The organism is Streptomyces durmitorensis, from assembly GCF_023498005.1.
Classification (GTDB): Bacteria; Actinomycetota; Actinomycetes; order Streptomycetales; family Streptomycetaceae; genus Streptomyces; species Streptomyces durmitorensis.
The window spans coordinates 1,302,031-1,325,983 of record NZ_CP097289.1; the positions used below are offsets into that span (position 1 = coordinate 1,302,031).

The window sequence follows — 23,953 nt, forward strand, 5'->3', positions numbered from 1 at the left end:
TCAGCGGTCGAGGGTGTTCTTGAAGACTTCGCCGTCCTTGACGACCACGGCGATGTTCGTGGCGTCACCCAGCGCGTGGATGTCGGAGAGCGGGTCGCAGGGGGCGATGACGAGGTCGGCCCGTTTGCCGACTTCAAGGGTTCCGATCTCGTGCGAGAGGCCGAGGAGTTCGGCGGCGACCGATGTACCCGCGAGGATCGCGTCCATGGGGGCCATGCCGTGGTCCACAAGATGGCCGAGCTCTCGGAGGTTGTTTCCGTGCGCGGCGATGCCGCAGTCCGTGCCCATGGCGATCTTCACGCCGCGCTCGATGGCCCGTGGAACCGAGGCGAGGGCGTGTCCCTGCCACTGCTTCTTCTTCGCCAGTGTCCACGGCGGTGTGGTGGCCGGGTCGAAGGTGTGGGTGGCGGTGGAGAGGGTGGGTACGAGGTAGGTCCCCTGGGCGAGCATGAGGTCGATGATCTCGTCGTCGAGCTGATAGCCGTGCTCGATGCTGTCGACGCCTGCGCGCAGGGCGTTGAGGATTCCACCGCGGCCCTGCGCGTGGGCGGCGACCCGCTTGCCGCGGTGGGCACGGGCCACCCCGACGACGGCCCGGATCTCCTCTTCGGTGAAGCCCTCGTCGTCCGGCTGGTCGGTGGGGCTGCCGACTCCTCCGGTCGCCGCGATCTTGATGAGGTCGGCGCCTTGCCGCAGGAGATTCCGTGCCTCGCGGCGGCACTCCGCCACGCCGTCGGCTATGCGGCTGACGGAGGCTTCCACCGGACCGTTGTCCGTGGGCATGCGGAAGTCGCCGTGGCCGCCGGTGGTCGACATCATGGCCACGGCCACGTGCAGACGCGGTCCCGCGACAAGGCCGCGGTCGACCGCCGTCTTGAAGCCCGCGTCGAGCCCCGCCAGGTCGCGGGCCGTCGTCACGCCCGACATCAGTGTGGCCAGAAGCCTCGGGGCCGTCAGAAAGGTGCGCAGGGAGGCCGGCATGGCGGCAAGGGCCGCGCGGCTCATCTCACCGCCGGGCGCGGCGAGATGGACGTGGCAGTCGATGAAGCCGGGCAGGATCGTGGCGCCCTGGGCGTCGATCACGGCCGCTCCCGCTGAGGGCCGGGGTGCTTCGGCCTCGGGGCCTGCCCAGGAGATGCGGCCGTCGGCGACGTGAACGGTGGCGTCGGGCACGGGCTCGGCGCCGGTCCCGTCGATGAGCCGGCCGCTGCGGATGACGAGGTCGTGCGCGTTCTTGTCGTTCATCGGGATTGCTGCTTCCTTCGTTCTTCGTTGCGCTGTGCCTGGGGACGGACGAGCCGTCGAGAGCTTTGTGCTCACGAGCGGGGCATTCAGGACTTCGGACTGCCGGTTCGCGGTTCGGCGACGGCGGCGCTGTCCCGCGCGTAGGGCCGGTACAGGGCTGCGGAGGCCAGCCCATTGGCGGCGGTGAGCAGCACGGTGATGATCAGTAGGGCCTTCTGCAGTCCGATGGTGTCGCCGAGTCGGCCGACGAGCAGCGCGTATCCGGCGTAGGCGAGGGCTTCGACGGTGGTGACGGAGACCGCGAAGGCTAGGGCGCGCAGCTCGGGGCGGACGACCGCCATGATGAGGGGACGGTTGACGACGGGGACCTGGCCCTGGAGGAGGCCGAGCAGCGCGAAGAGGACGGCGTAGACCGCGATGCCGCTCCAGCCCACCTGTGTGGTGACGAACGCGACCGCTGCGAAGGCGAGTTGGCTGGCCTGCAGCATGATGATCCGGCCGCTGCGGGGCCGGAGGCGGTGCACGTGGTCGTTGGCCCGGCCGCCCAGGACCGTTCCGGTGAGGTAGCCGACGGCGAAAGGAAGGGCGGCGATCGAGGCGGTCGCCGTGGAGAAGCCGCGTTCCTCGACGAGGAAGACCACGCCGAAGCTCATCATGACGTTCTGGCCGGAGCACAGCCGCTGCACGAGGATGAGACGGAAGGTGCTGATGGCGAGCAGCTCGCGCAGACCGATGCGTACGGATCGCGCCTTGAGTTCGACCGCGTCGAGAGCGGGGCGGGTCTCGTCCGGGGCCGGGGCCGGGTCGTCCAGGAGTATCAGGATCAGCAGGCCGACCAGCAGGCATATCGTGCCGGAGGCGAGGTATCCGTAGCGCCATCCGTCGGCGCTGTGGGAGAGCAGACCGAAGAGCGGTGCGCTCACGCCCGCGATGAGGGCGACGCCGCCGTACAGGAGTCCGGTCGCGCCGCCCCGACGGCTGTCGCCGTACAGGTCTCCGAGGATCTCCAGCGCGATGGGTCCTGCGCCTGCGAAGCCCGCTGCCGCGATGGCGTAGAGGATGACGAACTGGGTGAAGGAGGTGGAGAAGCCGGCAGCGATGACCCAGATTCCCCAGAAGCCGGAGCAGGTGGCCAGGACCACCTTGCGCGGGTAGCGGCGTGCCAGAAAGACCCAGGGGATGCCGGAGACCATCCCGACCACCTTGCCCACGGCGACGATGGTGCCCAGGGCGGACGAGGTGAGCCCCATCGCCTCGCGCATGAGGGGGAACAGGACGGTCACCACGCTGCTCTCGGCGTTGTCCATCGCCGTGGACGCGGTCAACAGCGTGAGGTTCTTCCTGCGCTTGGCCCGGCTCAGTGGGGCGGACGCGGCAACTGTGTCCGTGGTCATGGGATCCCTCTCGATGAGTGCGGCCGTCGTCGGGCCACCGAGCTGGTGAGGGTGGGCAGGGGAGGTTTCACGAACCGTGTTTCAAGGGGTGGCGGCCTCGGCGAGGACGGCGCGGGCGTAGAGGTCACCGACGTCATGACCGCCTGGCGGAAGGTCGGACAGCAGCGGAGACAGGTCCGTGCAACCGATGACGAAGGCGTCCCCGGAAGCAGTCCAGGAAGCGGACACGAGGGAACGGAACTGCGCCCGCACCGTGCCGGATCGGCCCGCCTTGACCAGCCGTACGCATTCCTGGATCCGCGCCTGACCCTGCTCGTCGGGGTAGACGGGGTCCAGGCCGGCAGCAGTCAGCGCCTGGTGGAGCCGGCCGGCTCTGCGAGTGCCGCCGGTGACGGCCAGAGCGGGCCGACGTACGCCGGCGGTGCGCAATTGCCCAGCTACCGCCGTCAGCATGCCGATCACCGGGATGGCGACCGCTGCCGCCATCTCGTCGAGGAATGCCTGGGTCGTGAGGGACGGAACGGCGATCACCTCGGCCCCGGCCCGTTCGAGCCGCCGGGCGACGCGCTGAAGTTCCGGGACGGGGCTGGGTCCGCCCTCCAACAGGTGAGCCAGTCGGCTGGGAACGTCCGGGCTCGACAGGAGCATCACTTCCGGGTGCCCGCTGTCGCTGTCGGCCTGGGTCAGTTCGACGAGGCGGGCGTAGAAATACGCGCAGGCCAGGGGGCCGAGGCCGCCTACGATGCCGATCCTCTTCCACCCGGTGGGCATGGCGGAACGTCCTTTCCGGCTTTCCGAACGTGTCAGGCGAGGAAGGCGAGACCGTGCGCGATGCCGTTGCGCTGGATCTCCGAAGTGCCGGTCAGGATGCGGAACATCCGGATCTTGCGGAAGAGGTACTCGATCTCGTTGCCCTGGGTCAGCCCTTCCTTGCCGTGGATCTGCACGGCCTCGTCGAGGATGCGGAAGGCGGACTCGGCGACGTACAACTTGCACATGAAGGCTTCGGTACGGACGTCCTCGCCCCGGTCGAGGGCCGCGAGCGCGGCGTAGGTCATGGAGCGGGCGGCGTAGAGCTCGGTGGCCATGTCGGCGACCTTGTGCTGGATGGCCTGGAGCATCAGTAGGGGCTGACCGGCGACCTTGCGGTTGCGGGTGCGATCGAGGGTGAGGTCCAGGGCCCGCCGGGTCGCGCCGAGGGCGGTGGGGCAGTGCAGGAGGCGGTTGACGGTGACCCTGCCGAGGGCGATCCGCATGCCCTTGCCCTCCTCCCCCAGCAGGTTCTCCGCAGGGACCCGGCAGTTGTCCAGGACGATGTCGCTTTCGATGTGCTCGCCCGACATCGGCGTGGCACCGTCCTCGACCCGGCAGCCGGGGCTGTCCAGGTCGACGAGGAAGGCCGAGAAGCGCGGCTTGTCGCCCTCGGTCTCACCGCTGCCTGCCATACGGGCGACGACGATGGCGAAGTCGGCGAAGGGTCCTGCGGAGGAGAAGACCTTGTGCCCGTTGAGGACGTAACTGTCGCCGTCCTTCTCGGCGGTGGTGCGCATGGACCGGACGTCGGAGCCGGCGTCGGTCTCGGTGAGCGAGAAGCAGCAGGCCCGTTCGCCGCGGACCACCGGCAGGAAGTACGTCTTCAACTGCCCCTCGGTGGCGTGCCGCAGGATGTCTCCGGCGCGCAGGGGCCCGCCCATGTCGCCGAGCACACTGTGCCCCAGGACTCGGCCGCTCGCCGCGACTTCCTCCTTGAGGACGGCGAGCTGGGTGTAGGTGAGGTTCTGCCCGCCGTGTTCCTCGGGAAGGTGGATGCCGTAGAAGCCGAGCTCGCGGCTGCGCTGCCAGACGGGTTCGAGGTCGGCGCGGGTCAGCCTGGTGGCGGGAGTGATGCCCCGCTCGCGCTCGTAGTCGGCGAGCTCTCCCTCCAGGTAGTCGCGGAGGCGGTCGACGAGGGCGGCCAGGGGCGGGGCGTCGTAGGCGGGGCGCAGGGAAAACGTCATGGGTCTCTCCTCGTTTCGGGGCGGTGGATCAGTTCACGCGGCGGGCGGCGCCGGCCCAGAACGGTTCGCGGACGGCTTTGCGGTCGAGCTTTCCGTTGCGGTTGTGGGGCAGTTCGGCCACGAAGTCCACGGACCGGGGCTTCTTGAGCCGGTCGAGGCGCTGCGCGCAGAAGTCGGTCAGCTCCTGCTCGGTCACCGCGTGGCCGGGGTGGGCAACGACGACGGCCTTCACTGCCTCGCCCCACTTCTCATCGGGTACGCCGACGACGCACGCCTCTTGCACGGCGGGGTGTTCGTACAGGGCGCCCTCCACCTCGGTGCAGTAGATGTTGAAGCCACCCGAAATGATCATGTCTTTCTTGCGGTCGACGAGGAAGAGGAAGCCGTCCTCGCGCATCCAGGCCAGGTCGCCGGTGTGGACCCAACCGCCCCGGAAGGTCTCGGCCGACAGCTCCGGCTCGCGCCAGTACTCGCGGACGCAGTCGGGTCCACGGACGATCACTTCGCCGACGGTGCGCGGCGCGAGCTCCTGGCCGGTCTCGTCGACGACGCGTATCTCGGTGTCGTACGTGGCCCGGCCGCAGGACTGGAGCAGTTCGGGGTCGTCGGTGACGGCGTGGGCGATCTCGGCGCCGGTCAGACCCGCGACGACGCTCGTGGTCTCCCCCAGGCCGTACCCCTGGGCGACGATCGGGCCGAACAGCGCGACGGCGTCCCGCAGTCGCTGGGGCGATACGGGGGCGCCGCCGATGCGGACGCTGGTCAGGCTCGACAGGTCGCGATCGGCCACGCCGGGGTGGGCCAGCACCATGTTGAGCATGGCCGGGACCAGGAAGGTGGTGGTGATGCGGTCCTTCTCGACCGCGTCCAGGAACGCCTCCGCGCTCCAGGCCGGCAGGACGTAGGTGGTCGAGCCTCCGAAGACGCCGGCAAGCAGCCCCATTCCGGTGGCGTGGGTGATGGGGCCGCAGGCGAGAAACCGGGTGCTGGGGCCTGGCCGGGACTCGTCGCTCATCAGCAGCTTGCGCATGTTCGCGAGCCGGTTTCCGACGGTCTGCACGGCCGCCTTGAGGGCGCCGGTCGAACCGGAGGTGAAGTTCAGGACCGCAGGTGCGTCCTCGGCGACCTCGACGGCGATCGGAGCAGGGGCGCCCTCGGCCAGCAGATCAGCGTAGGTGAGAGCGTCCTGGCCGCCGGCCGGACCGGCATCGATCAGTACCGGTACGCAGTCCGTCCGCGCCTCAGCGATCGCGGCCAGCGCGTCCTCACGGTGGGCGGCATCGAAGATCAGCATCCGCACCGGGGCGTAGCGCAGGATGTGGGCGATCTCCCCCCTGCCGAGCCGCGCGTTGATCGGTGCTCGCATCAGACCCGCCTTGTAGAGGGCGAACTCGACCTCCACCAGCTCACCCCGGTTCCACGCGAGGGATGCGACCGCGTCACCGGGGCGCAAGCCACGGGAGATCAGCGCCGACGCCAGCTGATTGGCGGCGTGGTCGAGCCGGTCGAAGGTCCAGGCGCGGTCTCCGCAGACGAGCGCGGTCTCGACGGGCCAGTAGCGGGCGCTGCGGGAGAGATAGGTACCGAGGTTCATGGACGTACTCCTGAGCCGGGAACAGCACACCCCAACCAGTTGGAGACATGCTGAATGTTTCCGAACAGGTTGTTCGGTAACGTGTGAGGTGTCAAGAGTCGCCTAGACTCATCCGCGATCAACGGCGCAAGAGCGAAGAGGGGGCCAATGGCCGAGGACAGGCGCACACGGCGCACCCGCAGGGCCCTGAGTGCGGCCCTGGTGGAGTTGGTGCTGGAGCGCGGTTTCAGCACACTCACGGTGGAGGACATCACCGAACGCGCCGACGTCGGCCGGGCCACGTTCTACAGCCACTTCCGGGACAAGGAGGATCTCTTCGCACGGGTGACCGGCAACCTCCTGGACGAGCTCGCCGAGCGGCTGCGCCCCGCGATGGCAGACAGCCCGGTCGGCTTCACCGGCAAGCCGGTGCTGGAGATGCTGCGGCACGCCCGGGACGAACGCGACGTCTACCGGATCGTTCTGCGCGGCGAGGGTGACGGCAAGCCGCTCCAGATGTTCATGGACACCCTCGCGCACGCGACCGCCGAGGAGTTCCGGGACCGCGCCGAACGCAACGCGGTCGAACCGAGAATCGACCCCGGTCTCCTCGCCCGCATCTGGGTGGGCGAGCAGATCGCCGTCCTGCGCTGGTGGGCGGAGCAGGAGGCACCGCCGATGCCGGTCGAGGACGTCGTACGCATGCTGCTCGACCTGGGCCTGCACGGCCGGTACTGGGCCAGCGGCTTCGACGCGTCGACCTGAGGAAGCGCCTTTCGGCGTGCGGCCCATGGGCAGTGGCCGGGGAATGCGTGAAAGCGATCAGGATTCAAGAAGCGCCGGTCACCGGACCGCGGCTAGCGTCGACGACATGACCTCCATCGATTGCATCACCCTCGAAGTGGCCGACCCCACGGCTGCCGAGCGCTTCTACACGGACGCCTTCGGGCTCGACAAGCAGGTGCGGCTGCGGGCCTCCGAGGCGCAGACGTCCGGCTTCCGCGGGTTCACCGTCTCGCTCGTGGTCTCCCAGCCCTCGATCGTCAACGGCTTGTTCGGAGCCGCTCTGGTCGCCGGGGCCACGGAGCTGAAGCCCGCCAAGAAGTCCATGTGGGGCTACGGCGGCGTCGTACAGGCCCCTGACGGGACGATCTGGCAGCTCGCGAGCTCGTCGAAGAAGGACACCGGGCCTGACAGCCGGCAGATCGACGAGGTCGTGCTTCTGCTCGGCGTCTCGGACATGGCCGCGACCAAGCGGTTCTACGTCGACCGCGGCCTGACCGTCGCGAAGAGCTTCGGCAGCAAGTACGTCGAGTTCGACGGTTCGTCGAGTCGCGTGAAGCTGTCGCTGTACGGGCGTCGAGGACTGGCCAAGGTCGCCGGTGCTTCGCCGGAGGGCAGCGGCTCGCACCGGCTCACGATCTGCGGCGGCGCCGAGACCTTCACCGACCCGGACGGATTCACATGGGAGCCCGCGGCATGAAGTTCCGGACGTACGTCGAGCCCCCCGAGCCCATGAAGGGCCTGGAGGTGCCGCCCGAGGTCGTGGAGGCGCTCGGTGGCGGGAAGCGGCCGCCGGTGATCATCACGGTCAACGGGCACACGTGGAGGAGCAGGGTCGCCGTCATGCGCGGCCGCTGCCTGCTCGGCCTCAGCAAGGCCAACCGTCTTGCGGCGGGCGTCGGACCCGGCGAGGAGGTCGAGGTCGACCTAGAGCTGGACACCGAGCCCCGCGTCGTCACCGAACCCGAGGACTTCAGCCGCGCGCTGGACGCCGACCCGGCCGCCCGCGCCGCCTACGACCGCCTGCCCCAGGGCCGGAAGCGGCAGCACGTGCTCGCCGTCGACGGCGCGAAGAAGCCCGAGACGCGAGCGCGACGCATCGAGAGCGCCCTGGCCTCGCTCCGGGACGAAGCGGACCGGTAGCCACGGATCCCCCGCGGCACCCACCCCCTTCGTGCTGTTCGCCGCACGGTCAATCGCTGTGCAGCGCCGCCCGCACCTCGTCCTCGGCGGACCGCTTCGCCGCCTTGCCCTCCACCCGTGCGGCGGTGGTGTCGACGACCACCTCGTGCAAGGTCCCCCGCCAGGGGAACGGGGGCCGGTAGTGCCCCGCGTCGACCGGCAGCCCCCGGTCGTGGCCGACACACAGCCCCGTGCCGCCGTGCTGGAAGGTGTACGGGAACGGGCCGCCGAGCGGGACGGTCGCCACGTCCTCGCCGTCCACCCGGAGGGTGAAAGCCCCGCTGCCTCCTTCTCGATGCTCCGCGTCGAACCGCACGCCCACCTGGTGACGGCCCGCAGCGAGCGGTTCGCCCGCCACCACGCGGTCCAGGTCCCCTGCCCGTGAACAGGCGAAGGCGAGGCGGCCCTCCCGCGCGTACAGGACGAACCCGCCGTTGAGGTCGCCGAGCGCGCACAGCACCCCGGATGCCGCCGTGCCGTCCGGCACCTCGGCGTCGGCCGTCAGCGTGAATCCGCCGAAGAGCAGCGGCAGCGCCTCGTCGTGGACGGGGGTGCCGCCCGGCACGTAGGCCGCGCGGGCGGGCGGCGGCCAGGCGGGCGGGACCATCGCGGTGAGGCGTTCCTGCATGCGGTCGTCCAGGGGCAGCACGCCGTTGCGCACGGCCTCCTCGTCCCACAGCGCGGCCAGCTTCCGTACGACGTCGGGGTGCTGGTCCGCCACGTCGCGCGCCTCGGCGAAGTCGTCGGCGAGGCGGAAGAGCGACCAGCGGTCCGCCGCGAAGTCGCGGCTGCCGGGCAGGAGGCGTTCCTCGTCCGCGACTCCGCGGGAGACGTGGTCGGTGGTCGCCTTCCACTCGCCGTGCACGAGTGAGCGGGAGCCCAACATCTCGAAGTACTGGGTGGGGCTGGGCAGTTGATGGCGGGCGTCGTCGATGACGGGCAGCAGGCTGCGGCCGTCGACCGGCTGCTGGGGCACTCCGTCGACCTCCGTGGGCGCCCGGACCCCGCACGCGTCGAGGATCGTCGGCATGAGGTCGACCGCGTGCGCGAACCCGGAGCGGACGGCTCCCGCGTCCCGGACACGGCGCGGCCAGTGGGCGATGAGCGGGGCCCGGGTGCCGCCGAGCCAGGTGTAGCGCTTCCACAGCCGCAGCGGAGTGTTGCCCGCCCAGGCCCAGCCCCAGGCGTAATGCGGGTAGGTCGCGGGGCCTCCCCAGTCGTCGAGCGCGGCGAGGTTGCGGGCGGCGCTGTCGCCCGAACGAGCCGTGAAGCGGTGTTCGTTGAGGGTGCCGAGGCTGCCGCCCTCCGCGCTGGCCCCGTTGTCGGAGAGGACGAGGACGAGGGTGTTGTCGAGGCGTCCTGTGCGGCGCAGGAAGTCGGCCAGACGCCCTATCTGGGCGTCGGTGTGGGTGAGGAACCCGGCGAACACCTCCTGCATGCGCGCGAAGACCCGTCGCTCGTCCCCGTCGAGGCTCCGCCAGTCCTGGATCCAGGGCGGGCGGGGCGAGAGCGCGGTGCCTTCCGGTACGACGCCGAGCGCGGTCTGCCGGGCGAACGTCTCCTCGCGCCAGCGCTCCCAGCCCTGGTCGTACCGGCCCCGGTAGCTCTCGCTCCAGGCGCGGGGCACGTGGTGCGGTGCGTGTGTCGCGCCGAGCGGGAAGTAGAGGAAGTACGGCTTGTCGGGGGTGGCCTGCTTCTGGTCGAGGATCATGCGGATCGCCGAGTCGGCCAGGTCCTCGCTGAGGTGGTAGCCGTCGTCGGGGCCCGCCGGGGGCTCGGTGTAGTGGTTGTCGCGCACGAGCTGCGGGGCGTAGTGGTTGGTGTCGCCCTGCAGGAATCCGTAGAAGCGCTCGAAGCCGTAGCCGAGCGGCCAGCGGTCGAAGGGGCCCGATGCCGTGCGTTCCCAGCGCGGCGTGAGGTGCCATTTGCCGACGGCGAGCGTGGAGTAGCCGGCGTCGCGCAGCAGTCGCGGCAGCGGCGCGGCGGACTTCGGCAGGCGCGCGGTGTAGCCGGGATGCGCGATCGGCAGGTCGACGAGGAAGCCCATGCCGACGGCGTGGTGGTTGCGGCCCGTCAGGACACTGGCGCGGGTCGGTGAGCACATGGCGGTGACGTGGAAGCGGTTGAAGCGCAGCCCGTCGGTGGCGAGGCGGTCCATGTGCGGGGTGGCCATGTCGGAGCCGTAGCAGCCGAGTTGGGCGAACCCCAGGTCGTCGAGGACGATGACGACGACGTCCGGGGGCCTGCGCGACGAAGTCACGTCGGCCAGTGTGGGCATCGTGCCCCTTCAACGCAAGGGCACCGAATCCTTAACTCGCGCTACTTCAAGGCTACTTGATGGAGCGTCACCTGAATGTGGGGAAACAGTCCCGCCCCGTCGTGGATCGACGGGGCGGGACCGGAGGAGCCGGAGATGAGCCGCGCGCCTACGCCGCCACCCCCGCCGTCTCCGCCTTCTCCGCCTTCTCCACGTCCACCGTCTCCTCCCCCTTCCCCGCCTTCCCCGCGAACTGCGTCCGGTACAGCTCCGCGTACCGGCCCTCCACCGCGAGCAGTTCCTCGTGCGTCCCGCGCTCCACGATCCGTCCGGCCTCGACGACGAGGATCTGGTCGGCCGACCGCACCGTCGAGAGCCGGTGCGCGATGACGATCGCGGTGCGGCCCTCCAGCGCCTCGGCCAGAGCCTCCTGCACCGCCGCCTCCGACGTGTTGTCCAGGTGCGCCGTGGCCTCGTCGAGGATGACCACCCGCTGCTGGGCGAGCAGCAGCCGGGCGATGGTCATGCGCTGGCGCTCGCCGCCGGAGAGGCGGTAGCCGCGCTCGCCGACCACGGTGTCGAGGCCGTCGGGCAGGGAGCGTACGAGGTCTTCGAGGCGGGCCCTGCGCAGGACGTCCCACAGGTTGTCCTCGGTGGCCTCGGGGCGGGCGAGCAGCAGGTTGGCGCGGACCGACTCGTGGAAGAGGTGGCCGTCCTGGGTGACCATGCCGAGCGTCCGGCGCATGGATGCCGCCGAGAGGTCGCGGACGTCGACTCCCCCGATGCGTACGGCCCCGCCGTCCGTGTCGTACAGCCGGGGAAGCAGTTGCGCGATCGTCGACTTGCCCGCGCCCGACGATCCGACGAGCGCCACGGTCTGGCCGGGCTCGGCGCGGAAGGAGAGGCCGTGCAGGACTTCGTCGCCGCCTCGGGTGTCGAGGGAGGCGACCTCTTCGAGGGAGGCCAGGGAGACCTTGTCGGCGGAGGGGTAGCCGAAGCGGACGTCGTCGAACTCCACCGCCACCGGGCCATCGGGGACCTTCGTCGCGTCCGGCTTCTCGTCGATCAGCGGCTTCAGGTCGAGGACCTCGAAGACCCGCTCGAAGCTGACGAGCGCGCTCATGACCTCGACCCGGGCTCCCGCCAGGGACGTCAGCGGCGCGTAGAGGCGGGTCAGGAGCATGGCGAGGGACACGACCGCGCCGGTTTCCAGGGTGCCGCTCAGGGCGAAGTAGCCGCCGAGGCCGTAGACGAGGGCCAGGGCGAGCGCCGAGACCAGCGTGAGCGCGGTGATGAAGGTGGACTGCGCCATGGCCGTGCGGACACCGATGTCCCGCACCCGGCGGGCCCGCGTGGCGAACTCCTCCGACTCGGCGCCGGGGCGCCCGAAGAGCTTGATGAGGGTGGCGCCAGGAGCGGAGAAGCGCTCGGTCATGCGCGTGCCCATCGCGGCATTGTGGTGCGCGGCCTCGCGCTGGAGCTTCGCCATCCGGGAGCCCATGCGGCGCGCGGGCACGATGAAGACGGGGAGCAGGACAAGGGCGAGGAGCGTGATCTCCCAGGAGAGCCTCAGCATCATGGCCAGCGTCAGGAGCAGCATGACCACGTTGCCGACGACACCGGAGAGCGTGTTGCTGAACGCGCGCTGGGCGCCGATCACGTCGTTGTTGAGGCGGCTGACGAGGGCGCCGGTCCGGGTGCGGGTGAAGAAGGCGACGGGCATGCGCTGGACGTGGTCGAAGACGGCCGTGCGCAGGTCGAGGATGAGCCCCTCCCCCAGGTTCGCCGACAGCCAGCGGCTGAGCAGGCCGAAGCCGGCCTCGGCGACGGCGATGGCGGCGATGAGCAGGGCGTACCGGACGACGAGCGAGGAATCCCCGTCCGAGACGATCGTGTCCACGACGCTGCCCGCCAGAAGGGGCGTCGCCACGGCGAGCATCGCGGTGACGATGCTCAGGAGCACGAAGTAGACGATGCGACGTTTGTGCGGGCGGGCGAAGGTCCCGATGCGGCGCAAGGTGGCGCGGGCGAAGGGACGGCGGTCCTGCTCGGCGTTCATGACGCTCTGCAGCTGGGTCCAGGCTGTCGTTTCCATGCTCATGAGAAGAACGTAGAACCTCAAGCTTCCTTGAGGTCAAGCTTCGGAGAGCAAGGCACCGGAACAAGGCCCCCGCGCGTCCCTGCCGCATCCCTTGACCCGCATGTAACAGGAACGTACTTTCGCTTCAACTCTTGTGGCCATCACAGAGGTTGTCGACTTCCTGACGCGAGAAGGCGAACACATGCGAGAGCTACGAAGGCGTACTCTGCTGTCCGCGATCGGCGGCACTGCCGTCGCGGGAGGCGGCTTCACCGCCGTCGGAACCGGAATCGCCCAGGCCGCGCCGCAGCGCCCGAGCGCCCCGAGCCCCCCGAGCCCTCTTGACCCGAAGATCAAGAAGCTGCTCGACCGTATGACTGTCGAAGAGAAGCTGGGTCAGTTGCAGCAGCTCCCCTGGGCCGTCAGCACGGGTCCCGGCGGCAGCGAGACGAAGGACGTCGAGGACGCGGCGCGCGCCGGACGGCTCGGTTCGGTCCTGAACATCTTCGGCGCCAAGAGCAGCAACGCCCTGCAGCGCATGGCCGTGGAGGAGTCCCGGCTCGGCATCCCGCTGCTCTTCGGGCTCGATGTCATCCATGGCCTGTGGACGACCTTCCCGATCCCCCTCGCCCAGGCATCCAGCTTCGACCCGGAGGTCACACGGCGGGACGCCGAGGTGTCGGCGAAGGAGTCCCGCTCGAACGGCGTGCACTGGACGTTCTCGCCGATGATGGACGTCACGCACGAGCCGCGCTGGGGCCGTATCGCCGAGGGCTGCGGCGAGGACCCGTACCTCACGACGGCGTTCGCCGTGGCCAAGGTCGAGGGTTATCAGGGCGAGAAGGGTTCGGGCCTCGACGCCGAGGACCGCATCGCCGCCTGCGCCAAGCACTTCGTCGCGTACGGCGGGGCCGAGGGCGGCCGGGACTACAACACGGTCGACGTGTCGGAGTCGCGCCTGCGCAACCACTATCTGCCGCCGTTCAAGGCCGCGCTGGACGCGGGCGTGGCCACGGTGATGGCCTCCTTCAACACCATCAGCGGCGTCCCGGCCCACGGCAACTCCCACACGCTGACCGGCATCCTCTCCAAGGAGTGGGGCTTCGACGGCTTCGTCGTCAGCGACTGGAACGGCGTCGACGAGCTGATCGCGCACGGCTTCGCCGAGGACGGCGCCGACGCGGCCCGCCTCGCGCTGAACGCCGGCGTCGACATGGAGATGGCGAGCACGGACCTGGCCAAGCACGGCAAGAAGCTCCTGAGCAGCGGCAGGATCAGCGAGAAGCGCCTGGACGAGGCCGTCGCGCGGATCCTGCGCCTGAAGTTCGAGCTCGGCCTCTTCGAGCATCCGTACGCCGACGAGGACACCGCCATCGACAAGCCGTCCGCAGAGGCCCGCAGGGCCGCACGCGAGACCGCCGCCCGCTCGATGGTGCTCCTGAAGAACGACGACAAGGCGCTTCCGCTCAAGAAGTCGGCCGGATCGATCGCGGTGGTCGGCCCGTTCGGCGACTCCGACGACCTCCTCGGCACCTGGACGTTCCCCGGCGCGGCGAAGAGCTTCCCCTCGGGCAAGGTCCTCGCCGCGGTGAAGGCCGCGGCTCCGCGGGCGAAGGTGACGTACGCGAAGGGCGTCGACCCCGAGGGCACGGACACCGGTGGCATCCCGGCGGCGGTCGCCGCGGCCAAGGCGGCGGACGTCACCGTCGTCGTGGTCGGCGAGCCCCCGGCGATGAGCGGCGAGGCGGCGGCGCGCAGCGACATCGGCCTGCCGGGCGGGCAGGAGAAGCTGATCGAGGCGATCGCCGCGACGGGCAAGCCGTTCGTGGTGGTCCTGGTCAACGGGCGCCCGCTGACCGTCGGCGGCTGGCTGAAGTCGGCGCCCGCCGTCCTCGAGGCCTGGCACCCGGGCCTGGAAGCGGGCAACGCGATCGCCGACGTGCTGTTCGGCAAGGTCAATCCGGGCGGCAAGCTGCCCGTCTCGTTCCCGCGCACGGTCGGCCAGATCCCGGTCCACTACAACCACGAGTCGACGGGCCGCCCTTACAACGCGGACAACAAGTACACGTCCAAGTACCTCGACCTGCCCCAGGACCCCCAGTTCGCCTTCGGCCACGGACTCTCCTACACGGAGTTCGAGATCGGCGAGCCGAAGCTGAGCCGCGACCACGTGTCGGCGCGGGCGCTGCGCAAGGGCGACACCCTGGAGGTCTCGGTCACCGTCCGCAACACGGGCGAGCGCACGGGCGACGAGGTCGTCCAGCTGTACGTCCACGACATCGCGGCGAGCATCGCCCAGCCGGTGCGCAAGCTGCGCGGGTTCCGCCGGGTGACGCTTGAGCCCGGCAAGTCGCGAACCGTCCGCTTCCGGCTCGGGGCCGACGACTTCGGGTTCTGGACGAACGCGGAGAGCGGCGAGTTCCGGGTCGAGGAGGGGGCCGTGGACATCTACGTGGGCAACAGCTCCGAGGCCAAGGCCAAGAAGAGGCTGACGATCACGTGACGACCGGAGGCAGGTGAGCGGGAGGGCCGGGTCCCGGTGGGGCCCGGCCCTCGTCTCCCTCAGCCCAGTTCGAGCGTGGTCACGCCGAAGACCCGCTCCTCGGCCCGCTCCCGCACCGGACCGGTGTACATACGGGCGGTCTCGAACGTGGGCTTCATGCCGCGCGTCTCGGCCAGGGCGACGGCGTGCGGCTGCGACTCGGGGACGTCGATGACGACGGGCACGCCGTCCGTCTCCGCCGTCAGCGCGTCGAAGAGCTCCTCCGCGTCGGCGCGCGTATCGGCGAACAGGGGCCCGATGCGCAGGGCGCCGTGGGCCGGGCGCAGCACGCCGTAACCGGTGATGCGGCCGTCGACGATGCGGGCGAGGGCGCGGTGCCCGGGAGCGGTGAGCCAGGACTCCAGGAAGCGCGGGCGGTCGGCGGGGTAGCTCGCGGCGTCGTACGCGGTGATCGCCCGCAGGCCCGCGGCCTCGACCGGCAGGATCCGCGCGGGTCGTGCGGCACCTCCGGGCACGGTGCCCGAGTAGCGGATGGTGCGGTGGGCGAACTCGAAGCCCGAGCGGCGGTAGTTGTCCTGCTGGGCGACCACGCCGTCGAGGCCGACGGTGCGGTTGCCCGCGTGGGCGAGCGCGGTCCGCCAGGTGGCGAGGCCGTGGCCGTGGCCGCGCAGGTCGGGGCGGACGAGATAGAAGCCGAGGAAGGCGTACACCTCGTCGTAGTTCACGACGGAGATCGCGGAGACCGGCTCCCCCTCGATGCGGCCCATGAAGAATCCTTCGGGGTCCTGCGCGAAGAAGGAAGCGCCGTCCCGCAGACCCGGGTTCCAGCCCTCGTCCGCCGCCCATCCGCTGACGACCCGCCAGTCGTCGGGCGTCGCCCGCGAGACGGTGAGCTCCCCAGGGACCGAATCTGTCATCGCTGCACCCTTCGTACGCCGGAGGGGACCGTCCCTCGCGCCGGAACCATCCTTCCCGACTCCTGTCCCCGCTACCCGAGACATAAGCGCTCCTTTCAGGGGTGCTTGGCTCCGGTATTGGGATGATTTGAGCCTGATATCTGCTGTGGAGTGAATTTTCGCAAGGGCCCTGGAAGGGTGGCCCTGGGGCGCGAGGCCCACTGTCAGTTCATTTCCGGCCTTTTCCCAACTACCTTTGAAAAAAGACCACTTGCGGTCATGGAACAACGCGAAGACGATCGGCGCCGAATGCCATAGCGGCAGCCACGAAAGACCGTTCTTCCAGGAGGTTCCAGTGAACGACCGGCTCGCACTCGGCCCGGATGCCGCACGGCAACTGGCGACGACCACCAAGACCACTCCGCAGATGCGCGGCATCACGCCGCGCTATCTGCTGCGCGCCCTGCCCTGGGTGGACGTCGAGTCGGGCACCTACCGGGTGAACCGCCGCCGGACGTTCGTGCTCGGCGACGACCGCATCACCACGTACGAGGAGAGCGGCTCGCAGCGTGTCGTGCCGGGCGACTTACGCGAGGTGCCCTACCTCCGCGACGCCGACGACGCACTGCTCGCGGAGTTGGCCGGTGCCTTCACCGAGGTCACCTTCGAGGCCGGGCAGGTCCTCGCCCAGGAGGGCGACCCCGCCGACCGGCTGTGGGTGATCGTGCAGGGCAAGGCCGAGAAGCGGGTGACCGGGCGGTACGGCGAGGACGCGCTGCTCGAAGTCGTCGGCGACGGCCAGTTCTTCGACCTCGGCGCGTGGACGCGGACCGCGGCGATGCCGTACCGCGTCAAGGCACTCACCCCGGGTGTGGCGCTCTGCGCCGACCGCAGCGCGCTCGCGGGGCTCGCCGACCGGGACGAGGCGCTGGGGGGTGCGATCACCGCGTACTGCGACGGGGACGCCATGACGCCCGGTGCCGAGGTGCCGGTGGACCTGAGCGCCGGGCACGTCGGTGAGCCCGATCTGCCCGGGACGTTCGTCGACTACGAGGACGCGCCGCGTGAGTACCACATGACGCTCGCGCAGACGGTGCTCCGCGTGCACACCCGGGTCGCCGACCTCTACAACGGGCCCATCGACCAGACGCGCGCGCAGTCCAACCTCACCATCGCGGCGCTGCGGGAGCGGCAGGAGTCCTCGCTCCTCAACCACCCCGAGTACGGCCTGTTCCACAACGTCTCCGCCGGGCAGCGGGTCCAGGCGCGCACCGGCGCCCCCACCCCCGACGACATGGACGAGCTCCTGACCCGGGTCTGGAAGCAGCCCGGCTTCTTCCTGGCCCACCCCAGGGCGATCGCCGCCTTCGGCCGTGAATGTACGCGGCGGGGCGTACCCCCGGTGACGGACAACCGCTTCGGCAGCCCGCTCCTGACCTGGCGCGGCGTTCCGCTGATCCCGTCGGACAAGGTGCGGTTCTCGAACGGCATGGGTGCCGGCGTCGGCACCACGGAGATCCTGCTGATGCGGACGGGCGAGGCCGAGCAGGGTGTCGTGGGGCTGCGTCCCGCGGGCGTCGCGGACGAGGTCGAGCCGGGCCTGTCCATGCGGAACATGGGCGTCGACCAGAAGGGCATCACGTCGTACCTGATGACGGCGTACTTCAACACGGCGGTCCTGGTCGAGGACGCCATCGCCGTCCTGCAGAACGTCGAGGTGTCGAACTACCATGACTACTCCTGACGTCACGGCGCGCGGGCTCGGCGTTCCGGGGCTCTCGGGTGTGACGGGGGTGCCGGGGCTGCCCGGCACGGGTGCGGGTCCGACAGGACCGACGGGGTCGACAGGACCGACGGGGTCGACGGCGGTGCTGCCGACGGCCCCCGCGGAACCCGCTTCCCCGGCCGCGGCCCCCGGGCCGGGCGCGCTCCCGCAGCTCCAACCCCCGGGGTTCTCGCCCGAGTCGGCGCGCCAGGACATCCCGATCCTGCACCGCACCGTCAACGGCCACCCCCTCGTCTGGCTCGACAACGGCGCCACCACGCAGAAGCCCCGCCAGGTCATCGAGGCGCTCGGCGCCTTCTACGGCGCCGCGAACTCCAACATCCACCGGGGCGCGCACACCATGGCGCGCGAGGCGACGGAGATGTACGAGGCGGGACGGTCGGCGGTCGCCCAGTTCCTGGGGGCCGGTTCGCCGGACGACATCGTCTTCGTACGCGGCACGACCGAGGCCATCAACCTGGTCGCCCAGAGCTGGGGGCGGGCCAACCTCGGTCCCGGGGACGACATTCTGGTGGCCACCCTCGAACACCACTCCGACATCGTCCCCTGGCAGTTGATCGCGAAGGAGACCCGCGCCCGGGTCGTCCCGATCCCCCTCACGCCCGAGGGAGCGATCGACCAGGACGCCTACGCCGATCTCCTCTCGTCCCGCACCCAGCTCGTCGCCGTCAGCCACGCGTCGAACGTCCTCGGCACCGTCCCGCCGGTGAAGGAGATGACGGCCCTCGCCCACCGGTACGGCGCCAAGGTCCTGGTGGACGGGGCGCAGGCCGTCGCGCACTTCCCGGTCGACGTGCGGGATCTGGACGCAGATTTCTACGCCTTCTCGGGGCACAAGCTCTTCGCCCCGACCGGCATCGGAGCGCTCTACGCCAAGCCGGAGATCCTCCAGGCCATGCGGCCCTGGCAGGGCGGCGGCAACATGATCGAGTCGGTCGACTTCACGCGGACCACGTTCGCACCGGTCCCGCACCGCCTCGAAGCGGGGACGGGCCACATCTCGGGCGTGGTCGGCCTGCTTGCCGCGCTGAACTGGTTCACGTCCTTCGACCGGGACGCCGTCGCCGCGTACGAGACCGCGCTCATGACGTACGCGCAACAGGCGCTGGCCACGGTGCCGGGCCTTGAGGTCCTGGGTTCGGCGCCCGAGCGGATCGCGGTCCTCACGTTCACGCTCGCGGGCCACGACCCGGCCGGCATCGCGGACTGGCTCGACCGCGACGGCATCGCCATCCGCGCGGGCCACCACTGCGCCCAGCCCGCGCTGGCGCACTACGGCCTGGAGTCGGCCGCCCGCGCGTCACTCGCGCTCTACAACACGTCGGAGGAGGTGGATCAGCTGGTGGCGTCCTTGCGGCGGCTCCAGGAGGCGCCGGAGGCCGAGCAACCGGGGCGGATCTAGTCGACGGACGTCAAGGGGTCCCGTTTCCGGCGCGGCATGGTCGGATAGGCGACGTACATCGACTGAGCTTCGGGAGGCAGGATGTTCGTCCCGTTCGGGGCCCTTGATTTTCTGGACCGCGCCACGGCGGTGTACGGCGACCGGGTCGGCATCGTCGACGAGCCCGATCAGCCTGCCGAGCCCTGGCAGGGGCTCACCTATCGGCGCGTGGGTGAGCTGGCGCGGGCACAGGCCGCCGGTCTCGATGCGCTCGGGGTGCCGCACGGCGCCCGGGTGGCCGTGGTCTCGCACAACAGCGCGCGGCTGCTGACGTCGTTCTTCGGCGTCAGCGGCCACGGCCGGGTCCTCGTGCCGGTCAACTTCCGCCTCTCGCCCGACGAGGTGAGCTACATCGTCGCCCAGTCGGGGGCGAGCGTGCTCCTGGTCGACCCCGAGCTGGAGGACCGCCTCTCCGAGGTGGCCTGCAAGCACCGCTTCACGCTCGGGGCACAGGCCGACGCGGAGCTGTACCGGTTCGACACCGAGCCCGAGCCCTGGGAGCACGACGAGAACGCCACCGCGACCATCAACTTCACCAGCGGTACGACCGCGCGCCCCAAGGGCGTACAGATCACGCACCGCAACATCTGGGTGAACGCCCTGACGTTCGCGCTGCACGCCGGGGTCACGGACCGGGACGTCTATCTGCACACCCTGCCGATGTTCCACGCGAACGGCTGGGGCATGCCGTTCGCGATGTCCGGCATGGGCGCGCGCCAGATCGTGCTGCGCAAGGTGGACGGCACGGAGATCCTGCGCCGCGTGGCCGAGCACGGGGTCACGGTGATGTGCGCGGCGCCCGCGGTGGTCAACGCGGTGCTCGCCGCCGCGCGTTCTTGGGACGGGGAGATCCCGGGCCGGGACCGGGTGCGCATCATCGTCGCGGGAGCTCCGCCGCCCACCAAGACGGTCGAACAGGTCGAGTCCGAGCTCGGCTGGGAGTTCATCCAGATCTACGGCCTCACGGAGACCTCTCCCCTGCTCACCATCAACCGCACCCGCGCCGAGTGGGACGGCCTCACCTCGCAGCAGCGCGCGGAGAAACTGGTCCAGGCCGGTGCCCCGGCCCTGGGCGTGACGCTGCGCACGTCGGACGAGGGAGAGGTGCTCGCCCGCTCGAACGTGATCCTGGAGGGGTACTGGGAGCAGCCCGAGGAGAGCGCGAAGGCCCTGGAGGACGGCTGGTTCCACACGGGCGACGGCGGGTCGATCGGCGCGGACGGACATCTGACGATCAGTGACCGCAAGAAGGACGTCATCATCACCGGCGGTGAGAACGTGTCCTCGATCGAGGTGGAGGACGTGCTGTTCAGCCACCCCGCGGTCGCCGAGGTCGCGGTCATCGGGGTGCCGGACGAGAAGTGGGGCGAGACCATCAAGGCCCTGGTCGTCCTCGCCTCCGGCGCGCACGCCACGGAGGAGGAGCTCATCCGGCACTGCAAGGATCATCTCGCCGGCTTCAAGGCGCCGACCTCGGTGGAGTTCCGCGCGGAACTGGCCCGCACGGCCACAGGGAAACTCCAGAAGTACAAGCTGCGCGGACCTTACTGGGAAGGGCGCGAACGCGGCGTCAACTGATCGGCGGCATCACCTGCCAAAAGCGCTACCAGTCGACGCTCGTGTGCGTCTCGCAGAGCTCGAAGACGGCCTCCCCGGTCTCCGGATCGGACCCGGCCACGGGCCGCACACGCGCGCCGACCCACACCAGATGCGGTGAGGCGCCCACGACACGGCAGCGGAACACGAACCCTTCGGGGAAGCGGACGAGGGACTCGTTGCGTGCGGTCCCCGTGTAGCGGTTGACCACGCTGGACTGGACGACGACGCCTTCGCCGTCGCTCCGCTCGGACGCCAGATCACTGGACGCGCACACCGGACACAGCATGCGCCGGAAGGACGCGGTGCCGCACCATCGGCAGCGCTGGTAGATCATGCCGGTTCGCTCGTGCTCTGTCGGCGCGATGCTCAATTCCTGCTGGGACACGACTCGACCCCCTGCATTGACCTGCACTCGGCTCGGATGCGCCGCGCTCGGCGTCGACGCATCCGCACCATATGGCACTGAGTGCCAGAAGGTAAAGGTACTGAGTGCTACTTTGCTCAGTCCTGGCCGAGGGCCGACTCGACGCGCTGCACCACGCGCCACATGGGGGCACGCTTCGAGACCACCATGACGACGACCTCGTCAGCGGCGTCGGCGGCCGCTCCCCCGCCGGTGGCGGCGCTCCCCCACCCGTCCCGCACGAGCCCGAGCGCGTGGTCCACCGCGGCCTCGGCGTCGCCGTCACCGCCCGAACGCAGCCAGGAGCGCAGGGCGTTGTTGTGCGCGGCGACCACGGCGGCGGCGATCACCTCGGCACGCAGCGAGCCGTCCTCGGCGTCGGCGTAGCGACCGCGGAGGTAACCGGCCATGGTGCGTTCGTAGCGGCGCACCACGGAGAGTTCGTACGTACGCAGACCGGGGACCTCCTGCGTGAGGCGGTAGCGCTGCACGGAGAACTCGGGGTTCGTGGCGTACATCCGGAGCACGATCCGGGCCGCGTCGCACACGGCGTCCACGGGATCAGCGCCGTCGGCCGCGTCCAGGAACGCCGTCATGTCGGCCAGGCAGCTCTCGTGGTCGGGGAAGACCGCGTCCTCTTTCGACGGGAAGTACCGGAAGAAGGAGCGGCGCCCCACCCCGGCCCGCGCCACGATGTCGTCCACCGTGGTCTGCTCGAAGCCGCGCTCCAGGAACAGCTGGAACGCCGCCTTGGCGAGCACCTCCCGCATGGGGGCCTTCTTCGCTGCTCCGCGCGCCTCAGTCATGCGGGGAACGTAGCATCGTGAAGGCCTATCTGGCACTACGTACCTTTACAGGGGGTACTGAGTGCCATACCGTCGTCATAACGAATCGCACCAGGTAGGAGAGCCGGCGTGAGCTTGAGGATCGTTGTCACCGTGAAGTACGTGCCTGACGCCACCGGCGACCGGCACTTCGCCGATGACCTGACCGTCGACCGGGATGACGTCGATGGCCTGCTGTCGGAGCTGGACGAGTATGCGGTCGAGCAGGCTTTGCAGATCGCGGACGAGGCAGACTCCGACAATCCAGCGGAGATCACCGTGTTGACGGTGGGTCCGGAGGATGCCAAGGACGCGCTGCGCAAGGCGCTGTCGATGGGCGCGGACAAGGCGATCCATGTCGAGGACGAGGACCTGCACGGCACCGACATCATCGGTACGTCGCTGGTCCTTGCGAAGGCGATCGAGAAGGCCGGCTACGACCTGGTGATCTCGGGGATGGCGTCCACCGACGGCACCGCGGGTGTGGTCCCGGCGCTGCTTGCGGAGCGTCTGGGTGTGCCGCAGGTGACGCTGCTGTCCGAGGTGTCCGTCGAGGGCGGTGTGGTCAAGGGCCGCCGTGACGGGGATGCCGCGTCCGAGCAGCTGGAGGCCTCGCTGCCTGCGGTGGTGTCGGTGACCGACCAGTCGGGCGAGGCGCGTTACCCCTCCTTCAAGGGGATCATGGCCGCCAAGAAGAAGCCGGTGCAGGCGTGGGACCTGTCGGATCTGGACCTGGAGGCGGACGAGGTCGGCCTGGAGGGTGCCTGGACGAAGGTCGATTCCGCCACCGAGCGTCCCGCGCGCACCGCGGGCACGATCGTCAAGGACGAGGGCGAGGGCGGCAAGCAGCTCGCTGAGTTCCTCGCGGGCCAGAAGTTCATCTGAGCTTCGGCCGCCCCTCATCATCCGCCGCACTTTCTTGTAACCGCAGGAGATTGAAGTCCCATGGCTGAAGTTCTCGTCTATGTCGACCACGTGGACGGTGCCGTCCGCAAGCCCACCCTGGAGCTGTTGACGCTGGCCCGCCGTATCGGTGACCCGGTCGCCGTGGCGCTGGGCAACGGTGCCGCTGACACGGTGGCCGTGCTGGCCGAGCACGGCGCGGTCAAGGTCCTCACCAGTGACGCCGCCGAGTTCGCCGACTACCTGGTGGTACCGAAGGTGGACGCGCTGCAGGCCGCCTACGAGGCGGTGTCGCCGGCCGCGGTGCTGGTGCCCTCCTCCGCCGAGGGCAAGGAGATCGCTGCCCGTCTGGCGCTGCGGGTCAAGGGCGGCATCATCACCGACGCCGTCGACCTGGAGGCCGACGGTGAGGCTGTGGTGGCCACGCAGTCCGCGTTCGCCGCCTCGTACTCCACCAAGTCGCGCATCACGACCGGCACCCCGGTCATCACCGTGAAGCCCAACAGCGCCGCCGTGGAGGCCGCTCCGGCCGCGGGCGCCGTGGAGGCTCTCACTGTTTCCTTCTCGGAGCAGGCCACCGGGACGAAGGTCACCGGGCGTACGCCGCGGGAGTCGACCGGGCGTCCGGAGCTGACCGAGGCCGCGATCGTGGTCTCCGGCGGGCGCGGGGTGAACGGCGCGGACAACTTCCACCTCATCGAGTCGCTGGCCGACTCGCTGGGTGCGGCCGTGGGTGCCTCGCGTGCCGCGGTGGACGCGGGCTGGTACCCGCACTCCAACCAGGTCGGCCAGACCGGCAAGAGTGTCTCGCCGCAGCTGTACATCGCCTCGGGCATCTCCGGTGCCATCCAGCACCGGGCGGGCATGCAGACCTCCAAGACGATCGTGGCGATCAACAAGGACGCCGAGGCCCCGATCTTCGACCTCGTCGACTACGGAGTGGTCGGCGACCTCTTCGACGTCGTCCCCCAGCTCACCGAAGAGGTCAACACCCGCAAGGGCTGACCCTCCCAAGGCAGTACGAGGTTCCGGCAGTACGAGGCCTTCGCCACCGCACGCAGCGGCGGCGAAGGCCTCGCCACGTCAC

At 70.1% G+C, this 23,953-nt stretch carries 19 protein-coding genes; 9 read left to right on the forward strand and 10 right to left on the reverse strand.

Annotated elements, in window-relative coordinates:
• The 5 genes from M4V62_RS06145 to M4V62_RS06165 form a co-directional block, all read right to left on the reverse strand.
• Positions 1 to 1,245, reverse strand: a complete 1,245-nt coding sequence (locus tag M4V62_RS06145; protein ID WP_249586197.1) for a metal-dependent hydrolase family protein — start codon at positions 1,243 to 1,245, stop codon at positions 1 to 3.
• Between the two features lie 86 nt (positions 1,246 to 1,331).
• Positions 1,332 to 2,639 (reverse strand): MFS transporter, encoded by a 1,308-nt coding sequence (locus M4V62_RS06150; protein WP_249586198.1) that lies wholly within the window; start codon positions 2,637 to 2,639, stop codon positions 1,332 to 1,334.
• An 81-nt stretch (positions 2,640 to 2,720) separates the two neighbouring features.
• A complete protein-coding gene (locus M4V62_RS06155) occupies positions 2,721 to 3,410 on the reverse strand; it encodes an aspartate/glutamate racemase family protein (protein WP_249586199.1) in 690 nt (229 codons plus the stop codon).
• A gap of 32 nt (positions 3,411 to 3,442) precedes the next feature.
• Complete coding sequence (locus tag M4V62_RS06160; protein ID WP_249586200.1) at positions 3,443 to 4,636, reverse strand: acyl-CoA dehydrogenase family protein; 1,194 nt, start codon at positions 4,634 to 4,636, stop codon at positions 3,443 to 3,445.
• 28 nt (positions 4,637 to 4,664) lie between these two features.
• On the reverse strand, positions 4,665 to 6,230 hold the full coding sequence (locus M4V62_RS06165) for a class I adenylate-forming enzyme family protein (protein ID WP_249586201.1): 1,566 nt from the start codon (positions 6,228 to 6,230) through the stop codon (positions 4,665 to 4,667).
• Between the two features lie 147 nt (positions 6,231 to 6,377).
• Between M4V62_RS06165 and M4V62_RS06170 the strand changes: the two genes are divergently transcribed.
• From M4V62_RS06170 to M4V62_RS06180, 3 genes are all read left to right on the forward strand, one after another.
• Entirely contained in the window at positions 6,378 to 6,974 is a 597-nt protein-coding gene (locus M4V62_RS06170; protein ID WP_249586202.1) for a TetR/AcrR family transcriptional regulator, read from the forward strand.
• Positions 6,975 to 7,080: 106 nt separating this feature from the next.
• Positions 7,081 to 7,692: a VOC family protein gene (locus M4V62_RS06175; RefSeq protein WP_249586203.1), complete on the forward strand. Its 612-nt coding sequence runs from the start codon at positions 7,081 to 7,083 to the stop codon at positions 7,690 to 7,692.
• Positions 7,689 to 8,135 (forward strand): YdeI/OmpD-associated family protein, encoded by a 447-nt coding sequence (locus M4V62_RS06180; protein ID WP_249586204.1) that lies wholly within the window; start codon positions 7,689 to 7,691, stop codon positions 8,133 to 8,135. The genes M4V62_RS06175 and M4V62_RS06180 overlap by 4 nt, the downstream gene beginning before the upstream one ends.
• A 49-nt stretch (positions 8,136 to 8,184) precedes the next feature.
• On the opposite strand, the gene M4V62_RS06185 is transcribed toward M4V62_RS06180, so the two are convergent.
• Together M4V62_RS06185 and M4V62_RS06190 are read right to left on the reverse strand one after the other, a co-directional pair.
• Positions 8,185 to 10,434, reverse strand: coding sequence for an arylsulfatase (locus M4V62_RS06185; RefSeq protein WP_249586205.1), 2,250 nt, complete (start codon positions 10,432 to 10,434; stop codon positions 8,185 to 8,187).
• A gap of 166 nt (positions 10,435 to 10,600) precedes the next feature.
• Positions 10,601 to 12,526: an ABC transporter ATP-binding protein gene (locus M4V62_RS06190; RefSeq protein WP_249592711.1), complete on the reverse strand. Its 1,926-nt coding sequence runs from the start codon at positions 12,524 to 12,526 to the stop codon at positions 10,601 to 10,603.
• A 187-nt stretch (positions 12,527 to 12,713) separates the two neighbouring features.
• Between M4V62_RS06190 and M4V62_RS06195 the strand changes: the two genes are divergently transcribed.
• On the forward strand, positions 12,714 to 15,014 hold the full coding sequence (locus M4V62_RS06195; protein WP_249586206.1) for a glycoside hydrolase family 3 N-terminal domain-containing protein: 2,301 nt from the start codon (positions 12,714 to 12,716) through the stop codon (positions 15,012 to 15,014).
• Positions 15,015 to 15,073: 59 nt separating this feature from the next.
• Here M4V62_RS06195 and M4V62_RS06200 read toward each other — a convergent pair whose 3' ends face one another.
• Entirely contained in the window at positions 15,074 to 15,931 is an 858-nt protein-coding gene (locus M4V62_RS06200) for a GNAT family N-acetyltransferase (RefSeq protein WP_249586207.1), read from the reverse strand.
• Between the two features lie 334 nt (positions 15,932 to 16,265).
• Here M4V62_RS06200 and M4V62_RS06205 point away from each other — a divergent pair, with 334 nt between their 5' ends.
• The 3 genes from M4V62_RS06205 (at position 16,266) to M4V62_RS06215 (ending at position 20,715) form a co-directional block, all read left to right on the forward strand.
• The gene (locus tag M4V62_RS06205; RefSeq protein ID WP_249586208.1) at positions 16,266 to 17,654 is read left to right on the forward strand and encodes a family 2B encapsulin nanocompartment shell protein; all 1,389 of its coding nucleotides are present in this window, start codon (positions 16,266 to 16,268) and stop codon (positions 17,652 to 17,654) included.
• Entirely contained in the window at positions 17,641 to 19,098 is a 1,458-nt protein-coding gene (locus M4V62_RS06210; RefSeq protein ID WP_249586209.1) for a cysteine desulfurase, read from the forward strand. The genes M4V62_RS06205 and M4V62_RS06210 overlap by 14 nt, the downstream gene beginning before the upstream one ends.
• 81 nt (positions 19,099 to 19,179) lie before the next feature.
• On the forward strand, positions 19,180 to 20,715 hold the full coding sequence (locus tag M4V62_RS06215; protein WP_249586210.1) for an AMP-binding protein: 1,536 nt from the start codon (positions 19,180 to 19,182) through the stop codon (positions 20,713 to 20,715).
• A gap of 25 nt (positions 20,716 to 20,740) precedes the next feature.
• On the opposite strand, the gene M4V62_RS06220 is transcribed toward M4V62_RS06215, so the two are convergent.
• Both M4V62_RS06220 and M4V62_RS06225 read right to left on the reverse strand, forming a co-directional pair.
• Complete coding sequence (locus M4V62_RS06220; RefSeq protein ID WP_249592712.1) at positions 20,741 to 21,070, reverse strand: Zn-ribbon domain-containing OB-fold protein; 330 nt, start codon at positions 21,068 to 21,070, stop codon at positions 20,741 to 20,743.
• 167 nt (positions 21,071 to 21,237) lie between these two features.
• Positions 21,238 to 21,945, reverse strand: a complete 708-nt coding sequence (locus M4V62_RS06225) for a TetR family transcriptional regulator (RefSeq protein WP_249586211.1) — start codon at positions 21,943 to 21,945, stop codon at positions 21,238 to 21,240.
• A gap of 108 nt (positions 21,946 to 22,053) precedes the next feature.
• Here M4V62_RS06225 and M4V62_RS06230 point away from each other — a divergent pair, with 108 nt between their 5' ends.
• Together M4V62_RS06230 and M4V62_RS06235 are read left to right on the forward strand one after the other, a co-directional pair.
• A complete protein-coding gene (locus M4V62_RS06230; RefSeq protein WP_249586212.1) occupies positions 22,054 to 22,848 on the forward strand; it encodes an electron transfer flavoprotein subunit beta/FixA family protein in 795 nt (264 codons plus the stop codon).
• Positions 22,849 to 22,908: 60 nt separating this feature from the next.
• On the forward strand, positions 22,909 to 23,871 hold the full coding sequence (locus tag M4V62_RS06235; RefSeq protein WP_249586213.1) for an electron transfer flavoprotein subunit alpha/FixB family protein: 963 nt from the start codon (positions 22,909 to 22,911) through the stop codon (positions 23,869 to 23,871).
• Positions 23,872 to 23,953: the final 82 nt, after the last annotated feature.

Bases quoted from the DNA above. Each gene is read 5' to 3' on its own strand.
- M4V62_RS06220 (WP_249592712.1), bottom strand. From the start codon at position 21,070: ATGATCTACCAGCGCTGCCGATGGTGCGGCACCGCGTCCTTCCGGCGC.
- M4V62_RS06165 (WP_249586201.1), bottom strand. From the start codon at position 6,230: ATGAACCTCGGTACCTATCTCTCCCGCAGCGCCCGCTACTGGCCCGTC.
- M4V62_RS06225 (WP_249586211.1), bottom strand. From the start codon at position 21,945: ATGACTGAGGCGCGCGGAGCAGCGAAGAAGGCCCCCATGCGGGAGGTG.
- M4V62_RS06175 (WP_249586203.1), top strand. From the start codon at position 7,081: ATGACCTCCATCGATTGCATCACCCTCGAAGTGGCCGACCCCACGGCT.
- M4V62_RS06215 (WP_249586210.1), top strand. From the start codon at position 19,180: ATGTTCGTCCCGTTCGGGGCCCTTGATTTTCTGGACCGCGCCACGGCG.
- M4V62_RS06190 (WP_249592711.1), bottom strand. From the start codon at position 12,526: ATGGAAACGACAGCCTGGACCCAGCTGCAGAGCGTCATGAACGCCGAG.
- M4V62_RS06145 (WP_249586197.1), bottom strand. From the start codon at position 1,245: ATGAACGACAAGAACGCGCACGACCTCGTCATCCGCAGCGGCCGGCTC.
- M4V62_RS06200 (WP_249586207.1), bottom strand. From the start codon at position 15,931: ATGACAGATTCGGTCCCTGGGGAGCTCACCGTCTCGCGGGCGACGCCC.
- M4V62_RS06155 (WP_249586199.1), bottom strand. From the start codon at position 3,410: ATGCCCACCGGGTGGAAGAGGATCGGCATCGTAGGCGGCCTCGGCCCC.
- M4V62_RS06195 (WP_249586206.1), top strand. From the start codon at position 12,714: ATGCGAGAGCTACGAAGGCGTACTCTGCTGTCCGCGATCGGCGGCACT.
- M4V62_RS06160 (WP_249586200.1), bottom strand. From the start codon at position 4,636: ATGACGTTTTCCCTGCGCCCCGCCTACGACGCCCCGCCCCTGGCCGCC.
- M4V62_RS06210 (WP_249586209.1), top strand. From the start codon at position 17,641: ATGACTACTCCTGACGTCACGGCGCGCGGGCTCGGCGTTCCGGGGCTC.
- M4V62_RS06150 (WP_249586198.1), bottom strand. From the start codon at position 2,639: ATGACCACGGACACAGTTGCCGCGTCCGCCCCACTGAGCCGGGCCAAG.
- M4V62_RS06180 (WP_249586204.1), top strand. From the start codon at position 7,689: ATGAAGTTCCGGACGTACGTCGAGCCCCCCGAGCCCATGAAGGGCCTG.
- M4V62_RS06170 (WP_249586202.1), top strand. From the start codon at position 6,378: ATGGCCGAGGACAGGCGCACACGGCGCACCCGCAGGGCCCTGAGTGCG.
- M4V62_RS06235 (WP_249586213.1), top strand. From the start codon at position 22,909: ATGGCTGAAGTTCTCGTCTATGTCGACCACGTGGACGGTGCCGTCCGC.